This window comes from Shewanella algidipiscicola, assembly GCF_900380485.1.
Classification (GTDB): Bacteria; Pseudomonadota; Gammaproteobacteria; order Enterobacterales; family Shewanellaceae; genus Shewanella; species Shewanella algidipiscicola.
The window spans coordinates 294,113-312,460 of record NZ_OXJV01000017.1; the positions used below are offsets into that span (position 1 = coordinate 294,113).

At 47.7% G+C, this 18,348-nt stretch carries 20 protein-coding genes and 1 riboswitch; of the genes, 1 reads left to right on the plus strand and 19 read right to left on the minus strand.

Going from position 1 to position 18,348, the window contains the following annotated elements:
- Positions 1-118: 118 nt before the first annotated feature.
- From DN599_RS13500 to bioB, 19 genes are all read right to left on the minus strand, one after another.
- Complete coding sequence (locus tag DN599_RS13500) at positions 119-532, minus strand: hypothetical protein (protein ID WP_110458109.1); 414 nt, start codon at positions 530-532, stop codon at positions 119-121.
- Between the two features lie 135 nt (positions 533-667).
- A complete protein-coding gene (locus tag DN599_RS13505; RefSeq protein ID WP_110458110.1) occupies positions 668-1,264 on the minus strand; it encodes a GNAT family N-acetyltransferase in 597 nt (198 codons plus the stop codon).
- 487 nt (positions 1,265-1,751) lie between these two features.
- Positions 1,752-2,300 carry an NAD(P)H nitroreductase gene (locus DN599_RS13510; protein ID WP_110458111.1) on the minus strand — a complete coding sequence of 183 codons (549 nt, stop codon included), beginning with the start codon at positions 2,298-2,300 and terminating at the stop codon, positions 1,752-1,754.
- A 100-nt stretch (positions 2,301-2,400) separates the two neighbouring features.
- Entirely contained in the window at positions 2,401-2,994 is a 594-nt protein-coding gene (locus DN599_RS13515; protein ID WP_110458112.1) for an HvfX family Cu-binding RiPP maturation protein, read from the minus strand.
- A 114-nt stretch (positions 2,995-3,108) separates the two neighbouring features.
- A complete protein-coding gene (locus tag DN599_RS13520) occupies positions 3,109-4,137 on the minus strand; it encodes a phosphotransferase (protein WP_239473311.1) in 1,029 nt (342 codons plus the stop codon).
- A 9-nt stretch (positions 4,138-4,146) separates the two neighbouring features.
- Positions 4,147-4,806, minus strand: a complete 660-nt coding sequence (gene pnuC / locus DN599_RS13525) for a nicotinamide riboside transporter PnuC (protein ID WP_110458114.1) — start codon at positions 4,804-4,806, stop codon at positions 4,147-4,149.
- Between the two features lie 48 nt (positions 4,807-4,854).
- Entirely contained in the window at positions 4,855-5,115 is a 261-nt protein-coding gene (locus DN599_RS13530; RefSeq protein WP_110458187.1) for a hypothetical protein, read from the minus strand.
- 123 nt (positions 5,116-5,238) lie between these two features.
- Positions 5,239-7,380 carry a TonB-dependent receptor gene (locus DN599_RS13535; protein ID WP_110458115.1) on the minus strand — a complete coding sequence of 714 codons (2,142 nt, stop codon included), beginning with the start codon at positions 7,378-7,380 and terminating at the stop codon, positions 5,239-5,241.
- A gap of 89 nt (positions 7,381-7,469) precedes the next feature.
- Positions 7,470-7,606: riboswitch (TPP riboswitch) on the minus strand.
- Positions 7,607-7,776: 170 nt separating this feature from the next.
- Positions 7,777-8,163 carry a YcfL family putative periplasmic lipoprotein gene (locus tag DN599_RS13540; RefSeq protein WP_110458116.1) on the minus strand — a complete coding sequence of 129 codons (387 nt, stop codon included), beginning with the start codon at positions 8,161-8,163 and terminating at the stop codon, positions 7,777-7,779.
- A 60-nt stretch (positions 8,164-8,223) separates the two neighbouring features.
- Entirely contained in the window at positions 8,224-8,685 is a 462-nt protein-coding gene (locus DN599_RS13545) for a PaaI family thioesterase (RefSeq protein ID WP_110458117.1), read from the minus strand.
- Positions 8,682-9,179, minus strand: a complete 498-nt coding sequence (locus tag DN599_RS13550) for a PaaI family thioesterase (protein ID WP_110458118.1) — start codon at positions 9,177-9,179, stop codon at positions 8,682-8,684. Before DN599_RS13550 ends, DN599_RS13545 begins: the two co-directional genes overlap by 4 nt.
- An 18-nt stretch (positions 9,180-9,197) precedes the next feature.
- On the minus strand, positions 9,198-9,557 hold the full coding sequence (hinT, locus tag DN599_RS13555; RefSeq protein ID WP_110458119.1) for a purine nucleoside phosphoramidase: 360 nt from the start codon (positions 9,555-9,557) through the stop codon (positions 9,198-9,200).
- A gap of 283 nt (positions 9,558-9,840) precedes the next feature.
- Positions 9,841-10,467: a LuxR C-terminal-related transcriptional regulator gene (locus DN599_RS13560; protein ID WP_110458120.1), complete on the minus strand. Its 627-nt coding sequence runs from the start codon at positions 10,465-10,467 to the stop codon at positions 9,841-9,843.
- Between the two features lie 540 nt (positions 10,468-11,007).
- A complete protein-coding gene (gene cctA, locus DN599_RS13565) occupies positions 11,008-11,358 on the minus strand; it encodes a tetraheme c-type cytochrome CctA (protein WP_110458188.1) in 351 nt (116 codons plus the stop codon).
- Between the two features lie 395 nt (positions 11,359-11,753).
- On the minus strand, positions 11,754-12,617 hold the full coding sequence (gene htpX, locus DN599_RS13570; protein ID WP_110458121.1) for a protease HtpX: 864 nt from the start codon (positions 12,615-12,617) through the stop codon (positions 11,754-11,756).
- 288 nt (positions 12,618-12,905) lie between these two features.
- Entirely contained in the window at positions 12,906-13,592 is a 687-nt protein-coding gene (bioD, locus tag DN599_RS13575; RefSeq protein ID WP_110458122.1) for a dethiobiotin synthase, read from the minus strand.
- Between the two features lie 3 nt (positions 13,593-13,595).
- Complete coding sequence (gene bioC / locus DN599_RS13580; protein WP_110458123.1) at positions 13,596-14,360, minus strand: malonyl-ACP O-methyltransferase BioC; 765 nt, start codon at positions 14,358-14,360, stop codon at positions 13,596-13,598.
- Positions 14,361-14,576: 216 nt separating this feature from the next.
- Entirely contained in the window at positions 14,577-15,752 is a 1,176-nt protein-coding gene (locus DN599_RS13585) for an 8-amino-7-oxononanoate synthase (protein WP_420820870.1), read from the minus strand.
- Between the two features lie 45 nt (positions 15,753-15,797).
- Positions 15,798-16,850, minus strand: a complete 1,053-nt coding sequence (gene bioB / locus DN599_RS13590) for a biotin synthase BioB (RefSeq protein WP_110458124.1) — start codon at positions 16,848-16,850, stop codon at positions 15,798-15,800.
- A 150-nt stretch (positions 16,851-17,000) separates the two neighbouring features.
- Here bioB and bioA point away from each other — a divergent pair, with 150 nt between their 5' ends.
- Positions 17,001-18,338 (plus strand): adenosylmethionine--8-amino-7-oxononanoate transaminase, encoded by a 1,338-nt coding sequence (gene bioA / locus DN599_RS13595; protein WP_110458125.1) that lies wholly within the window; start codon positions 17,001-17,003, stop codon positions 18,336-18,338.
- Positions 18,339-18,348: the final 10 nt, after the last annotated feature.

Genomic DNA, 18,348 nt, shown 5'->3' on the forward strand with positions numbered 1-18,348 from the left:
CAAAAAAGAGTGCTACTGCACTCTTTTAGTTTACTTTTTATCCTAATTACACCTATAGAAGCTGATAGGTGCTGGCTCAAAATTCACAAATTAAAGCCATAGCTCATAGCAATAGTGATCACATGGTGGCCATTATCCAATAATCGAGGCGCTGCTGCGGATTAGCCAGCAGGTTTTGACAAGGGGTCTTATAACGGCCCATCAGGCCACCTAAACTTTTATTGTTGGGCAGACTCGCCTGCTGCTTGGCAATGGCTTGTTGCAATAATTGCTCGACCTGCGCTTCACTTTGATACTGTTTTGCCAGTGTCAACGCCGCCTCCCCCGACTGTTTAAGCCGCTCGCCCACTGGCTTCATTTGTGGGGCATCCATATTGCTTATGGCATCGGATGCAATATGATAATAAGCAGCGCATTGCAGCACCTCTTGATTAAACGCGATTTCGGCTTCAGAGGCCGGAGCTTGGGTTGCCGAGGCCGACAAACTAAAAACAGTAAGCAGCGCGGCAGAAAGTGGAGTGTAAAAGCGCATATGGGGATTCCTTTGCATTAAGCTTATATATTGCGTCATTTCTACTTTAGATATCACTCAATATCAAGACTATAACTTAAAAAATCTTGTTCTGGTACAAACATAAGTGACCCATCCTAGGCTTGTACTTGATGATTATGAGGCTTGAGCCATGCGTTGGCGTAACTGCCGCTGCACCCCTGGCCACTCACTGTCAATAATCGAATAGACCACGGTGTCTCTGACCGTACCATCTTTAAGCAGGCGATGGTTACGTAACACCCCATCTTGCTTAGCACCTAGGCGCGCTATCGCCTCGCGTGAGGCTTGATTATGCCAGTGGGTGCGAAACTCCACCGCCATAACAGCTAAGGTTTCAAAGGCATATTTAAGCAACAAGTATTTAGCTTCGGTGTTGATACCACTGCGCTGTGCACTTTTGCTATACCAAGTATGACCTATCTCTAGCCGGCGATGGGCTTGCTCCCAGTTCATGATGCGAGTTGCACCAACGATGTGACCCGACAGGGTATCACGCACCGCAAAGGCTAACGCTTCGCCGCGTTGCTCGTCTGCCATCGCCCGTGTTACATAGGCGTTCATCTCATCGGGATGCGGTACATTGGCATACCATAATGTCCATAATTCCCCATCGCTTACAGCAAGTGATAACGCTGCAACATGCGCCTGCGTCATGGGTTCTAATACTACCCGCTCACCTTGTAACCAGCCTACACGCACACCTTGCTTCATAATAGCTCCAGCATAATATCCATTTAATATGATCTATTAATGACCCGCTCTCTTACTGCACCAACGTATCAGCTTTAACATAAACTGCCTGCGCTTTCATAATATAAGCAGTTAAGTTAACAACAATCGCCTTGTTTGAACAAGCATCAATATATGGACTAAGCCAATGAGGGCGATTAAGCAGCGAAGTTCATTACTGGATATCCGAGGGTCGATAGCACTTTATCTGCCGCGACTGAGCCTCACCATTTAGAAGATGATTAACGTAAAGTGGCAACGTACAACCTCAGTGAGCCATGCTTACGCTGCGCAACCCAGTATCGAACAAAAAAATGCCCGCTATCATTTAGCGGGCAATATAATCACAAATATAATCACTTAGGGTGAAAACCTGTACATGGGTATGAGGCAGGCATCCCCCACTGTGCCAGTTTCATCTTGGGTGTAAACCCGACCAAAGTCGAACAACAGCATAAGTAACTGGCAGCTACAAGTAGCGCACAAAATCTTGCGCCGATTTAGCCGGTTTTATTGGGGCCTTTACCGCTGGGGTGCCCAGGTACAAGAAACCGATAATTTGTGCCTCATCATCCAGTGCTAACGCTTGATGTAAATGACGATTAAATGCCAATCCACCAGTACGCCAAATACCGCCTAAGCCTAAGGCAAATGCCGCTTGCTGCATCGCCATACAAGCGCAGCCCACCGCAAGGTGCTGCTCTAAAGCGGGCACTTTGGCATGCTCGACCACTTTAGCGACCACAGTTATCACCATTGGCGCACGTTGTGGCATATTGCGCACTTTATCCATTGTGGTTGCGTCGCCGCCATCGGCTTCGGTTGCATCAACAAACAGCGCACCTAACCGATCGAGCCCCTCACCACTGGCAATGATGAACTCCCAAGGAGTTAATCCCGCATGATCTGGGGCGCGCACTGCGGCACTTAAAATGGTGTTTAGTTGAGATTCGTCAGGAGCCGGAGCCACTAACCGAGGTGAAGATTGACGTGTTAATAACAGTTCGAGAGCGTCCACAAAATAATCCTGTAATAGAGCAAATCAACGAGCAGAGGGTAGCAAATTTGCACTAAAAATCCTACCAAAACAGTAGGACTTATCTCTTGCCCTGCGACAATTAAATTCGTTGGTACCGTTTGGCTATCAGGTGGTCGAGACTCGTATAACGTCCGCCCCCTATCACCATTAACGCCAACAACATTAATAAATAGGTGATGGCAAATTCAATTCCATTATTGAGCACCACCAATTTACCTGATGATATTAACCATTCATAATGACCATATTGTTGCAGTAACGCTTGAGCTGCTTGTAACTTCTCGCCAGAGGCGATCACCTGCTCATTGGCTAACCAAGAGTTGGGATCGGCTATCGCCAACCAACCGTTTTGCCAATGCACACTCAATGCAGCCACTAGCATGGTAATACTCAGTGGAATGGTCACCAGACGGGTAGCCAATCCAAAGAGTAACAAGATGGCGCCAAAAAACTCGGTTCCCGCCGCAAGCGCCACCATCAGCTCGGGCATAGGCAAGCCTAAGCCCCAGTTAGGGTCGCCAAACCAAGCCGCGGTATCGCTAAAGTGAGTTAACTTATTGTACCCAGCCTGCATCAATACCGGGGTCAAATAGAGACGAAGCCCTAACGCTACTAGTCCATCGAGCTGCTGTATGCCTTTGAGCCCTTGTTGGTATAATCGAATAACCTGCATAACCCCCCCCCTTTATCATCATTGATAAAAGAGACCCTTAGCCAGCTGATTATCTTTCGCCGTCCGATAAAATAGAGCCAACCGTCTGCAGCTGATTAAAACTGAGCACCCACCCTAACAGCCTTTAGCCGCGATGCACTGCAGGAATTGGTCAAAATATTCAAGGTAGTCGGCGGTTAGGTTAGGCACCTTAACATCTGCAGTGAAAGCGACTTTCACCTCATTCACTAGGCTCTCACCCTGCATTAATAGCGCCCAACAAAGCGCAAAATACCAGTAGAGCTCAATCGCAGCAGGCACAGCATTAAACGCTGCGCCATTGAGTTTGCTATGGTCTTGCAAATAATGAGCTATTAACCATTGACGCTGCCAGCCGGACAACTTATGGGTCGCCAATACGCTGGCCAAATCAACCAAGGGGTGTGAGCTGCAGGCATATTCATAATCAATACACCAAAGTCTGTCGCCGCTAAGCAGCAAATTATATGGATTGAGATCACGATGACTAAATTGCGGCGCTACCATGCAACCTGCCAGGGTATCGAGTAACTGCTGCACTCGTGGCTCATGACGCTTTAGCAGCTCAAAGCGAGTCAGCCAAGCTGGGCGCTGGCCAAGTGAGCCCTCAACCTGCCCACTGAGCAAGCTTAGCTTGTCGAAATACTCATGCCATTGCTGGGCGACCGAGATAGCATTATCGGGCACGGGCAATGCCTTTAACCCCTGCAGTAAGGACAATAAGCTTTGATGGGCCGTCTGACACACTGGGTTAACAGGCTGTGGCTCGCAATGATTGATGCTCATTAACTGGCCCCAATCTACAGTGTTTAAAATAAATTCACTGAGATAATATCGATAATCATCAGAGACATAATATAATTGTGGTGCAATCGATGCTTGGGCTGCGCTGCGCCAAAGTTGCACTTCACTGTGACGGCTGCAAAGTGTATTACTGGCATCGCTATTGATGCGCAGTGCAAATTCACGCTCCCTTGTGGCAATACGGTAATTTTGATTGCTTAGTCCGTGAGACAAGCGCTCAATATGCACAGCCTGAGCAAGGTTACAGCCTTTGGCGACCAGTGCAGCATGGAGCTCAGCAGGCAATTGTTGCAACAAAGGATGCACTAAGCGCGATGCCATGGTCACAAGTTAAGACTCATACGCATAATGGTTTGCCTGATCTTCCGATTGCTCGCGCATGCTAGCTCGCCAAATAAAATAACCGCCGATCGCCATGCCAACATACAAGATAAATAAGATGCTGGTCAGTAGCAGTCCCTTGTTGAGGTATAGATAAATGGATACCAGATCAATAACCACCCAGTAGAGCCAATTTTCCAGCACTTTTTTAGCCACTAAATAGGCGGTCATCACAGCAAAACAGGTGGTCGCGGCATCAAGATAAGGATAAGACGCCTGAGTCTGTGTCGCCATAAAGTGGCCTACCAGTAAGGAAGTGGTACCGGTTAGGCCAATCAAGAGTAAATGACGAGACACGGACCAACTGACAATATCGACCCCTTTATCGCCACCGCGTCCTCTTGTCCACAACCAATAGCCATAACCCGCCATCGCCATATAGTAGATATTGAGCAGTGACTCCATCAGCAAAGAGACTTCCCAAAACAGTACAGTGTAAATAGCGGTACTGACAAAGGCCGCCGCCCAGCACCAAATATTGCCACGCATCGCCAGCATCAAATACACCATGGCTAGCACGACAGCAACACCCTCCCACCCTGTCAGTTGATGGGCTTGCGCCAGTGCGTCAGTAACGGTCGACAGCAAGTCGTTCCAAAGCTCAATCATTGTAATATCATACTCTTATCGTGAACTGATACCGATCCTTAAGCAAGATCATTGGGTGTGAGACAAGTCCAGTTCACCACCAATAAATTTCACCACAAAAACCGCCTTGCCCCATTTTTCATGGGCCGCTTGCATCTCAATCGCCAACATATTCATCACGACGGTATAATCGCCACAAATTTGCGTTGCCATGGCATTGGTCTTACGCTCAATATGCTCATAGCTGTCGAGACGATCGATAAACCACTGTATAGGTTCGATATAATTTTCTTTGAACGGATACATGCTGATTTCAGCGGTTAATTTCATCGTGGTTGATTGCATTTTACTTCATCCTCATTGAGCAGGCTTAGTTAAAAACTGTAGCCTATTGATAAATTTGAGTTTGAGGCCACCGAATCGCCAGCAGCCTCCCCCTTGATGCGATGGGCATTACATCAATTTGACCTTAAGGGTTAAGCCTAGCTGACGTGGATCGCCATAGCGAATGTACTGCTTGTCGGCCCAGCCTAAATCGGGTTCATTACCAAAATAGAAACCGCGTACACCATACTGCTCATCAAACAGATTACGACCCCATAAATAGGCGGACCATACCTCGGTTTCATAACCGATACGCGCGTTAAAAATGGTATAAGGCTCAGATTTAGATTCATTACTGTCCGAGTAATAAAACTCGCTCTTACCGCTGCTCGTCAGGTTGGCAAACCAACCATTATCGCTACGATACGTGGCACCTAAGCTGTGGGTGAAGTTTGGCGAGTGGGCTAATTCACGATCGCTTAAGTCCACAAGTTCACCATACTTATTTTGATATTGGTAATCGCCATAAGCCGTCTCTAGCCAACCTAAGGTGGCGTAGAGCGTTAAGTTATCGCTGGTGTACCAACGTCCCTCAAACTCCGCACCATAGTTATAGGAGTTGCTGGCATTTTCGGTATACAGAATAAATTTTTGCGGTTCTGCAGGATTTTGTTGCGATGCTGCAACCTGTTGATCCCTGCGATCCATATAAAACACGCTGACATTGGTACTGACATCCCCCTCAAGCCAGGTCGATTTTAATCCAAGCTCATAGTTGTACAGGGTTTCGGCCTGATACTCTTTTTTATCACTGAGCTCTGCAGGCAAAGACATATTAAAGCCACCGGCTTTATAGCCTCGAGCGATACGGATATAAGTTTGATGATCATCACTCAGCGCCTTACTCAAGGCAAGATGCCCGCCCCACATGGTCTCAGAAGGATCAAAACCATCCCCTGCACTGTCTTGATAATCGCTTTCTCTGCGCTCGACTCGTAACCCTACTGAGAGGGCATAATCATCACCCAAATCACTATCAAGCTGACCAAATAATGCCATATTAGTGGCGTTATAATCGGCAACCAGTGCTTCTGGCCAGCCGTTGTACACTTCTGTGGTGTGATTATCTTCATCGAGTTTCATACCATACACGCCCAATAACCAATCAGTGCTGCCATTAAACAGCTTTCCCGCATCGGTCGAACTGAGACGAAACTCTTGTGACACCGTTTGACGATCGCCCACTTTATCCCAAGTATAATCATACTCACACGGGGCCGCGTCACACACTCTTGCGTGCCAATAATCGGGATTGCCCCAATCGCCATCGTACCCATGATGAGTATCGGTCTGCGCCATTGATGTTAACGACACCAATTCAAACGTGTCATAACCCGAATAGGTGATTTTAAGTGAGCTGCCCGTGGTGCGCTGTTTATCGACACCGGGAGCATCGGTCAATGTATCGAAACCGTTGTTGTCTAACGTCCAAGCATCGTAGCCGTTATCAAAATTGGCGTGCATCAGGTTAAAATCAACCGTGAGAGAGTCACTGGCGTACCAGCGCAGCTTAAGGCGGGTGTTTAGCTCATCACGGCTGTTGCTGTCATCATGACCCGTGTAAAGATTATCGCGATAACCGTTTTGCTGATGTTGCTGCACCGAGACCCGATACAACAAGGTGCCAGAATCGGTCAAAGGCCCCGAGCTAAAGCCACTAAAAGTACGCAGCTGATCGTCACCTAAGGATACTTCGGCGCCATGTTCAAACATCGCCGTGGGATCGTTGCTTTTAAGGTAGATTAAGCCCGCTAAGGCATTGGCGCCATAGCGTGTGCCCTGTGGGCCGCGGAGCACTTCTACCTGCTGCAGATCATACATGCTGGCGACCATGCCTAAGCCCGACATATCGATATCATCGATGATATAACCGACTGATGAATTGGGCGCGCCTTGATACTCTTCTTGCTCACCCACGCCGCGGATCTGAAAATATTTTGCCCGTGAGCTACCACCAGACCAATTAAAGTTGGCAATAGAGTTGAGCAGATCTTCAAAATGCTGCGCGCCTTCATCTTCGATCTGTTGCTGATCGATGACGCTGATGCTAGACGGCATTTTATCTAGGGCTGATTGACGAAAATCGGATGTGACGACAATGACTTCCATCTCATCGGTTTCAATTGGAGTCGTGTTTGCCGCAAGGCTTGAATGAGTTAACGCCGCAGTGATCGCTAACGCTATTGGAGATAAAGATTTAATTGTAAACATAGGACCTCAAATAAACTTTTGAGATCCGGCAGTTAAATAAGCGAGAAAGAAAGCACAGTGAGATTATAAAATCAGATGGATCATATAATACAGTTAGTGTGGCCCATTCCTACGCCGGTATTAGCCGGATCAGGTTCTAAGGGTTTGTCGATAGACATCTCAGTGAGTCAACTATGGGATCTATATCAAAACCGATCGTAAGTTGCTAACACCCCTTGGCGCCGAACATTATACATCAACAATACAAGTCTTTGACATCTCTAACGTTAATTTAGGCCATTTTTAATGATAATGACGTGTCATCAGACCTGTGAGCCATAACGCTTATCGCATCCATGCCTCAAGCGACAACGATGCTCAAACTTAACCTTAGATGAGCAGCGTCGTACGCACATCTTAGTTAGAAAAAGCCTCACGCACATACAACTGGCAGCGCACTGCCATATTATTGGGTGCGACCGCACGAACCTGTAACTGCTGCTTGCCATGCAATTTGACTGGCTTCCAACTACTGCCTTCATCTTCAATAGCAAAGCCATTAATATCAAACCAAGTGAATTTATATTGTACTCGAACATCGGTCGCCACTTGGCTTGTAAGGGTGCCTGAAGCCGTCAGTTGCGCCCCTTCATAACGCGTCTGCACATTATCGACAGTCACTTGACGATGAAAGGCGTTGTTGTCGACCCTCACCTCGCCGGTTGAGCTGGCCATCACCCCTGCGGTATGGTTTGCGCAAGCCGTTAACATCAATAACGCGGTAAATAGTATTCGTTTTTTCATACTCGCCTCGCTTAATTTAGGATCTATTGACCTCGGCGTATGCTTAACTCAGCCTAATGATTACTCAATCAGAAAATGCGCCCTTGCCGTGGCAATAAGGGCTTTTCGATTGGTTTGCCAACAGTTAATACTCACATTGGCAACCCGTCTGCCTTGACGGGTTATTTTACATTCGGCAAAACTGTCTTTGTGATGACCCGCTCTTAGGTAATCAATTGAAAAATCAACTACCTTTGGCACCTTGGTCGCCTGCATAAATACCATTAATTGCAAAATTGCCGACATTTCCATAAACCCAGCTATCACACCACCATGCAATGCAGGCAAGGTCGGATTACCGATATTGTCATCTTTAGCGGGCAGTTGAAATACTAACTCATCGCCAAAGCGCGACACCTGCATGCCGATAAACTGAGCATAAGGCACATGTTCGAGTAAGTGACTAAAGTCATTTAGCTCGGTAGCCTTTTTGACAAGATCTTTAACATTTAATTGGCCGCTTGGGATCCCTGTTTCGCTCATGATTCCTCTCCCATTAGCGCCCGTCTAAAGGGTTCGCCAACCATATCGGGACTAATCCGCATGAATGATCCCACCGCATGGGCAATCGGATCATCAATGGAGTCTTGATAAGCTATTGCACGAGTAAACGCCACACTAGACGAGAGTTTATAGCATTCAGCAAAACCATATACACTCTTATTGGGCTCGGCGGGTTTCATATAATCCACCCGCAAGTCTAAGGTTGGCGACAGCTCTAATGATTTGTATTTATCGAAAATACTGCACACCACAGCGGTGCCACTGGCGGTATCCATGAGTGTGGTGATCACCCCACCATGAATGACGCCCGTTTCGGGATAACCGATTAACGCTTTGTTATAAGGCAACTCAATTAGCACATGATGTTCGCTGGCCTCTAACACACCTAATTTTAGCCGACGACATTGTACTAATTGATCCACAAAGCGGCTGGCTAAATCCGTTAAGGGAAAAAACTCTGGATTCGTTTTCATGAGATGCTCAATCAGGCATTAGCTTAGCGGTTGCGTGACTAATGGCCCTAAATATTGGCCACCTAGCAGGTGCATATGAATATGGAAAACCTCTTGGCCACCATGCTTATTACAATTGATCACTAATCGATAGCCATCTTCGGCAATACCCGCTTCTGTGGCGAGTTTGGCGGCGACGGTTATCATCCGACCTAGGGCTTTCTCATCGGAAGATTTTACATCGTTAATCGTCGGAATCAGGTGATTAGGGATGATTAAAATATGCGTTGGGGCTTTAGGTTGAATATCACGAAATGCTGTGACTAGTTCATCTTGATATAAAATGTCTGCAGCAATTTCTCGTCGAATGATTTTACTAAAAATTGTTTCTTCGGCCATCTTCGCGTCCTCTCTCTATTAGGGTCTGTCAGTATACCCACAAATCAGTGATTTGCGATCGGCATCTATAACAACCACTTATTATTTATGCGACTGATTATAGCTAACTCTAACGCTAAAATCCTAACAAGTAAGATGGTACAAATCGAGTAAGCAGCGCAGACAGAGAGATTAGTCGCTATCGCCACAGAAAATGGTAATTACACTTAGGTAAAAAGAAATGGGGAATGGCAAAAAACGCTCTGGCCGCTCAGCAATGATGGCCAGAGAAGTATCTGTTATATTATTGCTGCACTTCGTGCAAGTGAGTCTGGGCCCACGCGATAGCCTGCCCCCGACTCGATACGCCTATTTTACGAAACACCCGATAAAGATGGGTTTTAATAGTACTTTCACTGACAAAAAGCTGATTGGCAATATCGATATTGGTGCTACCGCTTAACAATGCTTGCAGCACTTCTCGCTCGCGTATGGTTAAATTATCGCTCCCATCATCGAACGCGGCATCATTCTCAGCCAAGAGTAATTGTGCAGGGATAATCCGCTGCCCCCTCAATACATCGATTAAGGATTGGCCGACCTGTTCAAGACTCGCATGACGAAAGAATACCGCCGCCGTGATGGGAGAGATCAAAAAACGCGCATCAATCTGCTCAGGATAATGCAAAAAAACAACTCGTGCCGAATGACGCTTTTTTATCTGTTTCTGTAGTTGGTAGGCTCGCTGAACATCCACAGTGGCTAAATCAATCACCACCAGTGAATAACTACTTTCATTCATGGTCGCCTCTAGACTTTCTGGCGCCACTTTAGCGAGTTTGACTAAAAATTGTTGTGGCCAACGCGTTTCAAGTAAATCATTCAACAATTGCGAACGTGAAACCACTACCCACTTGATTACTTTGAACATCCTGTACACTCCATGTCGCCAACCAATGGCGTATTCCATTCAACCAATATTTATGATAACAACTTTAACGCAAAATAATAACTTCCTAATTGTTCCGACCTGCTCTTATTACACATTAAAGCCTGTAAATAGTAAGGGTAATAATAGAACATCTGCAAGATTAGACCAGCTTTTACGCATAAAGTGAAATCAGTTGCATTGGATTAGTTGATTATTGGGTTAAAAAACTCATTGTGACCACATAGGAATGGACTTGAGACTTTAATTGCGTTTATTTTACCCAATCTAACTAATAACTCAACAATGCTGAACAATTATTCCAATTAATAAAGGCCCATGTCATCGTCTGTTTTAGGCTAACGCGGCCTCATTATGCAAACCTCTGGGTGAACTATCATCTCGTCACGACTTCTTCCTTGACTAACTGTGCCCTCCTCTTAATTAATGCACTCGGCAACACCAATTTTCTAGGTTAAAAATAGATAAAAAAAACACCAGCTATATTGCTGGTGTTTTTAACGAAACTGAGGCGTTATGACATTACTGTTTCAACGCTGATTCTGCGGTGCGACCATCATCGTGGCAGCTATCACAACCTGGCTTGTCACCCACATTCGATGAATGAGGCGCGTGACAGTCAGCGCACACCAGATTACCATCATGTGGCTTATGCACAGCGTCCATTTCGGCTAAAGTGCCATGGCAGCTTTGGCATTGCTCAAACTCATATGCACCATCAGCAGATGGCTCGCCGTCTGCATGGCATGCTTCACAGCCATCCATTTCAGCATGCATTTCTGCTAATTCTTGTGGTTCAGCCATTGCCGCTGGCGATAATGCCAATGCCGCTAAGCCTGCACCAAATAATGCGCTTAATATTTTATTGCTCACAATCATATCCTCTTTATGGTTGGCATAGTGGGTATTTGTTATTAATCACGGCCCATCTTGCCTGTGTCCTAAATTTGTCTGTACTTGACAAAGCCTAAGCTAGCCGAGACTTTACAAATTAGCAACGCTTTATGTGGCGGCGATAGTAACAACAGCTTATGACTAAAAATGTGCACTCAATCAAATATCTATAGCCCAAACACCCTACGAGCTGACAAAAGTGACACTTGTCACACCCAGCCTATGCAAAATGGAATCGACTTGGCATCAACAAGCGAACAATCCTTAACCAGTATAGTGGTATTCGCCAATTTACAACATTAGCCCATAAAAAACGGGAGCCTTAGGCTCCCGTTATATCTACGCAGTGTTATTGCATGCTATGACGTAAGTCATTATTTCGCTTGTAAAGCAGCGATACGTTTTTCAAGCGGTGGATGGCTCATAAGTAATTCAGCCATCGATTTTTTACCATTGATACCAAATGCGGCCATTTGCGCAGGCATCGCACCGGTTTCTGGTCCACGACGTAATCTATCTAACGCCGCGATCATCTTATGCTTACCGGCTAAGCGTGCGCCGCCTTCATCGGCTTTAAATTCACGTACACGAGAGAAGTACGCCACAATGATCGACGCTAAAATACCAAATAGCATATCGAGTACAAACACTACCGCCATATAGGCGAACATACCTAGGCCTTCACCCTCTTCATCGTTGCTCGACACAAAAGTGTTGATAATGCCAGCTACAACACGGGCAGCAAAAATAACGAAGGTATTCACCACACCTTGGATTAAAGTCAGTGTCACCATATCGCCGTTAGCCACATGGCTCACTTCGTGGGCTAACACCCCCTCAATTTCATCTTGTGTCATGCCGTAAAGCAAGCCACTACTGACCGCAACCAGCGCGTTATCTTTGCTCGGACCTGTCGCAAACGCATTGAGCTCTGGAGATTGATAAATCGCCACTTCAGGCATCTTAATACCCGCTTGCTTTGCTTGGCGCGCGACGGTTTCGAGCAACCAACGTTCGGTATGCTCTCTTGGGGTGGTGATCACTTCACAGCCCATGGTTTTCTTCGCCATCCATTTTGAGATAGCTAGGCTGATAAACGCACCACCAAAACCAAATATCGCGGCAAAGACCAACAAACCGCCCATGGTTGAGGTATTCACCCCTAAAAGGGACATAACAATTGATGCAACCAGCAATATTGCCATGTTTGTTGCAATCAATAGGAAAATACGCTTCATTTTAATCTCCTGCTCCGGTAAGACACCCTTGGTGCCATCTTTAATTCTCTTGTTGACATAATATGTCCGAAAGAGCAGATATCAAGGGGTAAACGTAAAAAAAATAATTTCCGGCGTGTTATCGAGCATCAATCACTCGCAACTGCCGTCGCCGCAGTCTAGGGTGAGAGTATTAAGCCAAAATTAATATTACCCCACTTTATAATTAGATGAGGCATTAATCTTAATTAATATTAACAAATAAGCGAAACAACAACTTGGCTCGAAAGCATAGCGATTATCAGCAGCCTATTGATTAAGCACGTCGAGCGAAAGATGGCGCGCCGCCTCACTCACTTTGGCTTGCTCATCGAGTGCTGAGAAATACGGAACCACACCCAAGCAAGGGCTCGACATAAGATGATGCAAGCTGTCGAGATTCTGCTGCGCGACGCTCATCGCCGGATCCACCATATTAGCCACCCAACCGGCAATCTGCACGCCATCGGCAAGCATCGCCTCCTGTGTGAGTAAGGCATGGTTTAAACAGCCCAGCTTCACCCCCACCACTAAAATCACAGGCAAAGATAAACGCTGTACCACCTGAGATAAAAACTCCTCTTGATTTAAGGGTAAGCGCCAACCTCCTGCGCCTTCGACAATGGCAAAATCGACATCGGTGAACGGTAGCGTCGCCAAGTGGTCGATAATGACCGTCGAGGTAAGGTTTTGTCCACACTGCAACGCCGCAATATGGGGCGCGATGGCAGGGGCAAAAGCAAATGGATTCACCTGCGAGTACGCCAACTTAAGTGTCGATTGTGTCATTAAGCTCAATGCATCGCTGTTACGCAGCCCATCAGGGGTTAACTCACATCCTGACGCCACAGGTTTCACCCCTAAAGTCGTACCGGTTTGCTTGGCCCGATACAGCAAGGCTGAGGCGATCAATGTTTTACCACAATCGGTATCGGTCCCTGCGACAAAATACTGCATAAATTACCCCTTTAATTTGGCGCGAATAAACAAAATTTGATAGGTGAGCGGTAATCCCGCTTTCTGGCGCATCTGCTCTGCTTGGCTATTGAGCGCCTGCCAATCTTGGCGTCCGCGCAAAAGCGGCTGCGCTTGGCCAGTATCGCCCTCGCCTCGCACTGACGCTCCAACCCCTTTGATTGAATACAGCAAAGGTTTAAGGTGATCAAAGTGCACCGTGATAGGCATCACCTGTTGCTCCCGCAGCTGCCACTGCTCATGGTTAAAGCTGGCCAAGATCTCCTTTGCCGACCGGAAACGGTTAACCCTCAACCCCAGCTGCTTAAGTTGCTGCAAGCTGCCATCGACAACAATCGCCAAATAACACTCCCCCTTAGGTGATAGCACGCGGGCCATCTCTTGCACTGCACTATTGAATGTGGCGCACCATTGCAACGCCAGATTCGAATAAATGGCATCAACACTGTTATCTTGCAAAGGCAAACACTGAGCATCACCACAAACACTGAGATACTCAGGGTAGCGCGTACGCATCTGCTGCAACATGCCTGGTGCAATATCGACAGCCAGCACTTGCTTGATTGGCCCCAAAAATGAAAAATCGGTGCCTGGGCCGCAGCCAATATCTAACAGCCGCGACGTTGAGCGCATGGCCTCTTGCAGTACCTGGGCGGTAATACGTTGCAGCACATCATGTCGCTGATATTGCTGCGCGGCTTGGGAGAACTGCTGGGCAATCTTATCGACGGCACTCACATTCAGCGTCATAACATCATCACCAGAGGGCAGCGCTGAGCCATTATGCTTGCTAGGTTATGGGCGGCAAAGAGAGAGGAGATAAGCATGTTTGTTGTACCACTTTATTAATGACTGAGACGTTAAATATTTAAGCTTTTAATTTAGGCGCTATAAATTTCGGATTAAGGTGATTGACCCACACAGACCTTAGCATTACCGCATGCGCAGTATTGTTTAGCTAGCGCGTTATAGCACTTCAACCAAGCTGGCTATCAGGTGGTCAAGCTGCGCCTGAGTGTGATTCACATTAAGGGTAATTCTTAGGCGGGCACTGCCTTTAGGCACCGTTGGCGGCCGTATCGACCCAGCCCAAATGCCTCGCGCTTTAAGCCCATCGGTTACCGCTTGTAAGCGCTCAAGCTCGCCTATCACTATGGGTTGAATTGGCGTAACCGAGTCGCTCAGCGTGATCCCCACTTGCTGACATTGCCGCCTAAAGGCATCGATGATGCCGAGCAAGGTGTCTGCGACCTTGCTTGACTCACCAAGCCATTTGACCGCGCGATAGGCAACATAGGCATTAGCAGGAGACAGCGCCGTCGAATAGATGTAATGGCGGGCATTGGCCACCATAAAATCGATACACGCTTGCGAGCCTAAAATCGCCGCGCCCTGACACCCCAGCGCCTTGCCAAAAGTGACCACCTGCACGTTGCAGTTGCTAACGCTCGCCCGCGGCTGCTTTGCCACTGGTAACACCCCAAAACCGTGGGCATCGTCAACGATAAGCCAGCTTTGTGCCTGTTGGCATGCTTGATACAGCGCCCCCAACGGCGCGCAGTCACCATCCATGCTAAAGACACTTTCGGTGATCACCGCTTGCGGCTGATGAGTGGCAATAAGCTTAACCGCCGCATCAATATCGTTATGGGCAAAGCGCTTTAAATGTGCGCCGCTATCGCGTAAGCCATCGATAAGTGAGGCATGGATCAACTTATCGGCCACCACGGTATCATGGCGGTCAAACAAGGTTTTCATCAATGCACTATTGGCACTAAAGCCCGAGCAAAATAGCAAGGCAGCTTCATGTCCGCTGGCCTCACACAAGGCCTGTTCAAGTTGACGATGCGCCTCACTGTAGCCTGTGACTAAAGGAGATGCGCCGCTTCCCACGCCATATAACTGACTACCTTGGCTCATGGCCTCCACCAGCACAGAAGCTTGGCTCAGGCCTAAATAGTCGTTACTGCTGAAGTTAATAAAGCTGACACCCTCGAGCATAAACTCATTTGGCGTCTCATCGCCCGCCTTAGCGATTGCCAAGGCGCGGCGCTGACGCAGTAACCCTGCGTGACGGGCGCGCGCCATCTGGGTATCGATTTTTTGGCTCAGTCGACTCACCTTAGGTGTGGCTGCACTCATATGGCCAACATCAGCAACAAGGCACTTAACACGTTCAACATTAAATTAGAGCGCCGCCGCATCATAAAAAGGCTGTGTCTGCTTGGCCTTGATGGCTTCGGCCTTGGCAAATACCGCTTTTTCTTCTTCAATGGTTGCCGCTTTACCCTGTTCTGGGTGCAAGCCTAAACGTTTAAATAGCGCCATATCATCGTTTTCTTCAGGGTTGCTGGTGGTGAGTAATTTGCAACCGTAAAAAATCGAGTTGGCGCCGGCAAAGAAACACATGGCTTGTAGCTCATCGCTCATGCTCTCGCGTCCAGCCGACAAACGCACACGTGAGTGAGGCATAATAATGCGCGCAACGGCAATGGTGCGCACAAACTCTAACGGATCAAGATCGTCCAAATTCTCAAATGGCGTGCCCGCCACTTTCACTAACATATTGATAGGGACAGAGTCAGGGTGCTGCTCCATGTTGGCCAACTGCTGCAATAAGCCAGCGCGATCGCTCGCCTGCTCACCCATGCCGACAATACCGCCAGAACACACTTTCATGCCTGCGGCGCGCACATTCGATAAGGTGTCTAATCTGTCTTGGTAGGTACGCGTAGTGATGATATCGCCATAATATTCTGGCGAAGTGTCTAAGTTGTGGTTGTAGTAGTCAAGCCCAGCCCCAGCCAGTTCTTCAGCTTGCGAGGGCGACAACATCCCCAACGTCATGCAGGTTTCCATGCCCATGGCTTTGACTTCTGCCACCATATCTTTAAGGTACGGCATATCGCGCTCATGGGGATTACGCCATGCAGCGCCCATACAAAAGCGCGATGCACCGGCGGCTTTCGCGGCGCGAGCCTCGGTAAGGACTTTATCAATTTCAATCAGCCGCTCTTTTTCAAGTCCGGTGTCATAACGGGCGCTCTGAGGACAATATTTGCAGTCTTCTGGGCAAGCCCCCGTCTTAATTGACAGTAGACGACTGATCTGCACTTCGTTAGGATCGTACACTTGACGATGAATACTGTGGGCCTTAAACAATAAGTCGTTCATCGGCAATACAAAAAGTGATTCTATTTCATCACGTTGCCAGTCATGACGTAGTGGTATTTGTGACATGGATAGCGGCCCTTACTCTGAATATGATCGCGATGAAGTCATACCATTCATCGACATTTATGTTGCTTAGCATACCTTTAGGTCTTAATCTGTCAACGCCAACCAGTGCGCCAAGTTGACTAATGGTCAACAATTAACCACGGAGACGCTATGACCGCGACACCCCCTATCGATTATAATTTTGACAAACAACACATCTGGCATCCTTATACCTCTATGACCCACGCCCAGCCTACCTTTGGCGTAGTGTCAGCCGATGGTTGTGAACTCACCCTCGACAATGGACAGCAACTGATCGACGGCACCAGCTCATGGTGGGCCTGTGTCCACGGTTATAGTCACCCTTATATTCTTGAGGCGATGCAAGCGCAGCTGCACACCTTAAGCCATGTTATGTTTGGCGGGATCACCCATCACAGCGCCATCGACGTGTGTAAAAAGCTGCTCAATTTGACCAGTGATAACTTAACCAAGGTGTTTTTAGCCGACTCTGGCTCGATTGCCGTTGAAGTTGCCATGAAAATGGCACTGCAATATTGGCAAGGCCAGCAGCTGCCCAATAAGCAACGTATCTTAACGGTAAAAAATGGCTATCACGGTGACACCTTTGCCGCCATGAGCGTGTGCGATCCCGAAGGCGGCATGCACACCATGTTTGGTAATGCGGTCACCCAACAGCTGTTTGTTAATGCGCCGCAAACCCCATTTGGTGAGCCATTACAACACGATGATCTTAGCTCGATGCGCGATGCACTAGATGAACACCACCAGAGCATTGCGGCGGTGATTATCGAACCCATCATGCAAGGGGCTGGCGGCATGCGTTTTTATTCGAGCGATTACCTCAAAGGCTTAAGAGCCCTGTGTGATGAATACCAAGTGCTGCTGATTTTAGATGAAATTGCCACAGGTTTTGGCCGCACCGGTAAGTTGTTTGCCTATGAGCATGCCGCTATTGAAGCCGATATCCTATGTGTGGGTAAGGCCCTAACAGGCGGTTATATCTCCCTTGCTGCCACGCTCTGTAGTGACGATGTTGCCCAAGGGATCAGTGACTCGCCCTCGGGGGTCTTTATGCATGGGCCAACCTTTATGGGTAATCCACTGGCCTGCGCCGCGGCCAGTGCCAGTTTAGATCTCATCGCCCGCAATGAGTGGATTGAGCAGGTGGCACAAATTGAGGCGCAAATGCAGACAGAATTAGCGCCAGCAAGCACATTGCCTGGCGTGGCAGCGGTGAGAGTGCTGGGGGCCGTGGGGGTGATAGAGATGCAACAACCATTGAATACCGCCCAGTTACAGCAGGCGTTTGTTGACTTAGGTGTCTGGATCCGCCCTTTTGGGCGCTTAATCTACATTATGCCGCCTTACTGCATTGATCAGCAGCAACTCACTCAGCTGACCAATGCAATGACATCGGTGGCAAAAATGGTGGGTGAGCAAAGCGCTAACGGGCAAGTACAGCCACAATTTATCAGTCACGGCTAATGGCTAAAAG

What these genes read in the sequence shown, in the direction of transcription:
- DN599_RS13520 (WP_239473311.1), bottom strand. Translation starts at nt 4,137, where the DNA reads ATGGCATCGCGCTTAGTGCATCCTTTGTTGCAACAATTGCCTGCTGAG.
- htpX (WP_110458121.1), bottom strand. Translation starts at nt 12,617, where the DNA reads ATGAAGCGTATTTTCCTATTGATTGCAACAAACATGGCAATATTGCTG.
- bioD (WP_110458122.1), bottom strand. Translation starts at nt 13,592, where the DNA reads ATGCAGTATTTTGTCGCAGGGACCGATACCGATTGTGGTAAAACATTG.
- DN599_RS13500 (WP_110458109.1), bottom strand. Translation starts at nt 532, where the DNA reads ATGCGCTTTTACACTCCACTTTCTGCCGCGCTGCTTACTGTTTTTAGT.
- pnuC (WP_110458114.1), bottom strand. Translation starts at nt 4,806, where the DNA reads ATGATTGAGCTTTGGAACGACTTGCTGTCGACCGTTACTGACGCACTG.
- DN599_RS13545 (WP_110458117.1), bottom strand. Translation starts at nt 8,685, where the DNA reads ATGAGCGAAACAGGGATCCCAAGCGGCCAATTAAATGTTAAAGATCTT.
- DN599_RS13540 (WP_110458116.1), bottom strand. Translation starts at nt 8,163, where the DNA reads ATGAAAAAACGAATACTATTTACCGCGTTATTGATGTTAACGGCTTGC.
- DN599_RS13560 (WP_110458120.1), bottom strand. Translation starts at nt 10,467, where the DNA reads ATGTTCAAAGTAATCAAGTGGGTAGTGGTTTCACGTTCGCAATTGTTG.
- DN599_RS13585 (WP_420820870.1), bottom strand. Translation starts at nt 15,752, where the DNA reads ATGAGTGCAGCCACACCTAAGGTGAGTCGACTGAGCCAAAAAATCGAT.
- bioA (WP_110458125.1), top strand. Translation starts at nt 17,001, where the DNA reads ATGACCGCGACACCCCCTATCGATTATAATTTTGACAAACAACACATC.
- DN599_RS13530 (WP_110458187.1), bottom strand. Translation starts at nt 5,115, where the DNA reads ATGAAATTAACCGCTGAAATCAGCATGTATCCGTTCAAAGAAAATTAT.
- DN599_RS13535 (WP_110458115.1), bottom strand. Translation starts at nt 7,380, where the DNA reads ATGTTTACAATTAAATCTTTATCTCCAATAGCGTTAGCGATCACTGCG.
- bioC (WP_110458123.1), bottom strand. Translation starts at nt 14,360, where the DNA reads ATGACGCTGAATGTGAGTGCCGTCGATAAGATTGCCCAGCAGTTCTCC.
- hinT (WP_110458119.1), bottom strand. Translation starts at nt 9,557, where the DNA reads ATGGCCGAAGAAACAATTTTTAGTAAAATCATTCGACGAGAAATTGCT.
- DN599_RS13505 (WP_110458110.1), bottom strand. Translation starts at nt 1,264, where the DNA reads ATGAAGCAAGGTGTGCGTGTAGGCTGGTTACAAGGTGAGCGGGTAGTA.
- bioB (WP_110458124.1), bottom strand. Translation starts at nt 16,850, where the DNA reads ATGTCACAAATACCACTACGTCATGACTGGCAACGTGATGAAATAGAA.
- DN599_RS13550 (WP_110458118.1), bottom strand. Translation starts at nt 9,179, where the DNA reads ATGAAAACGAATCCAGAGTTTTTTCCCTTAACGGATTTAGCCAGCCGC.
- DN599_RS13515 (WP_110458112.1), bottom strand. Translation starts at nt 2,994, where the DNA reads ATGCAGGTTATTCGATTATACCAACAAGGGCTCAAAGGCATACAGCAG.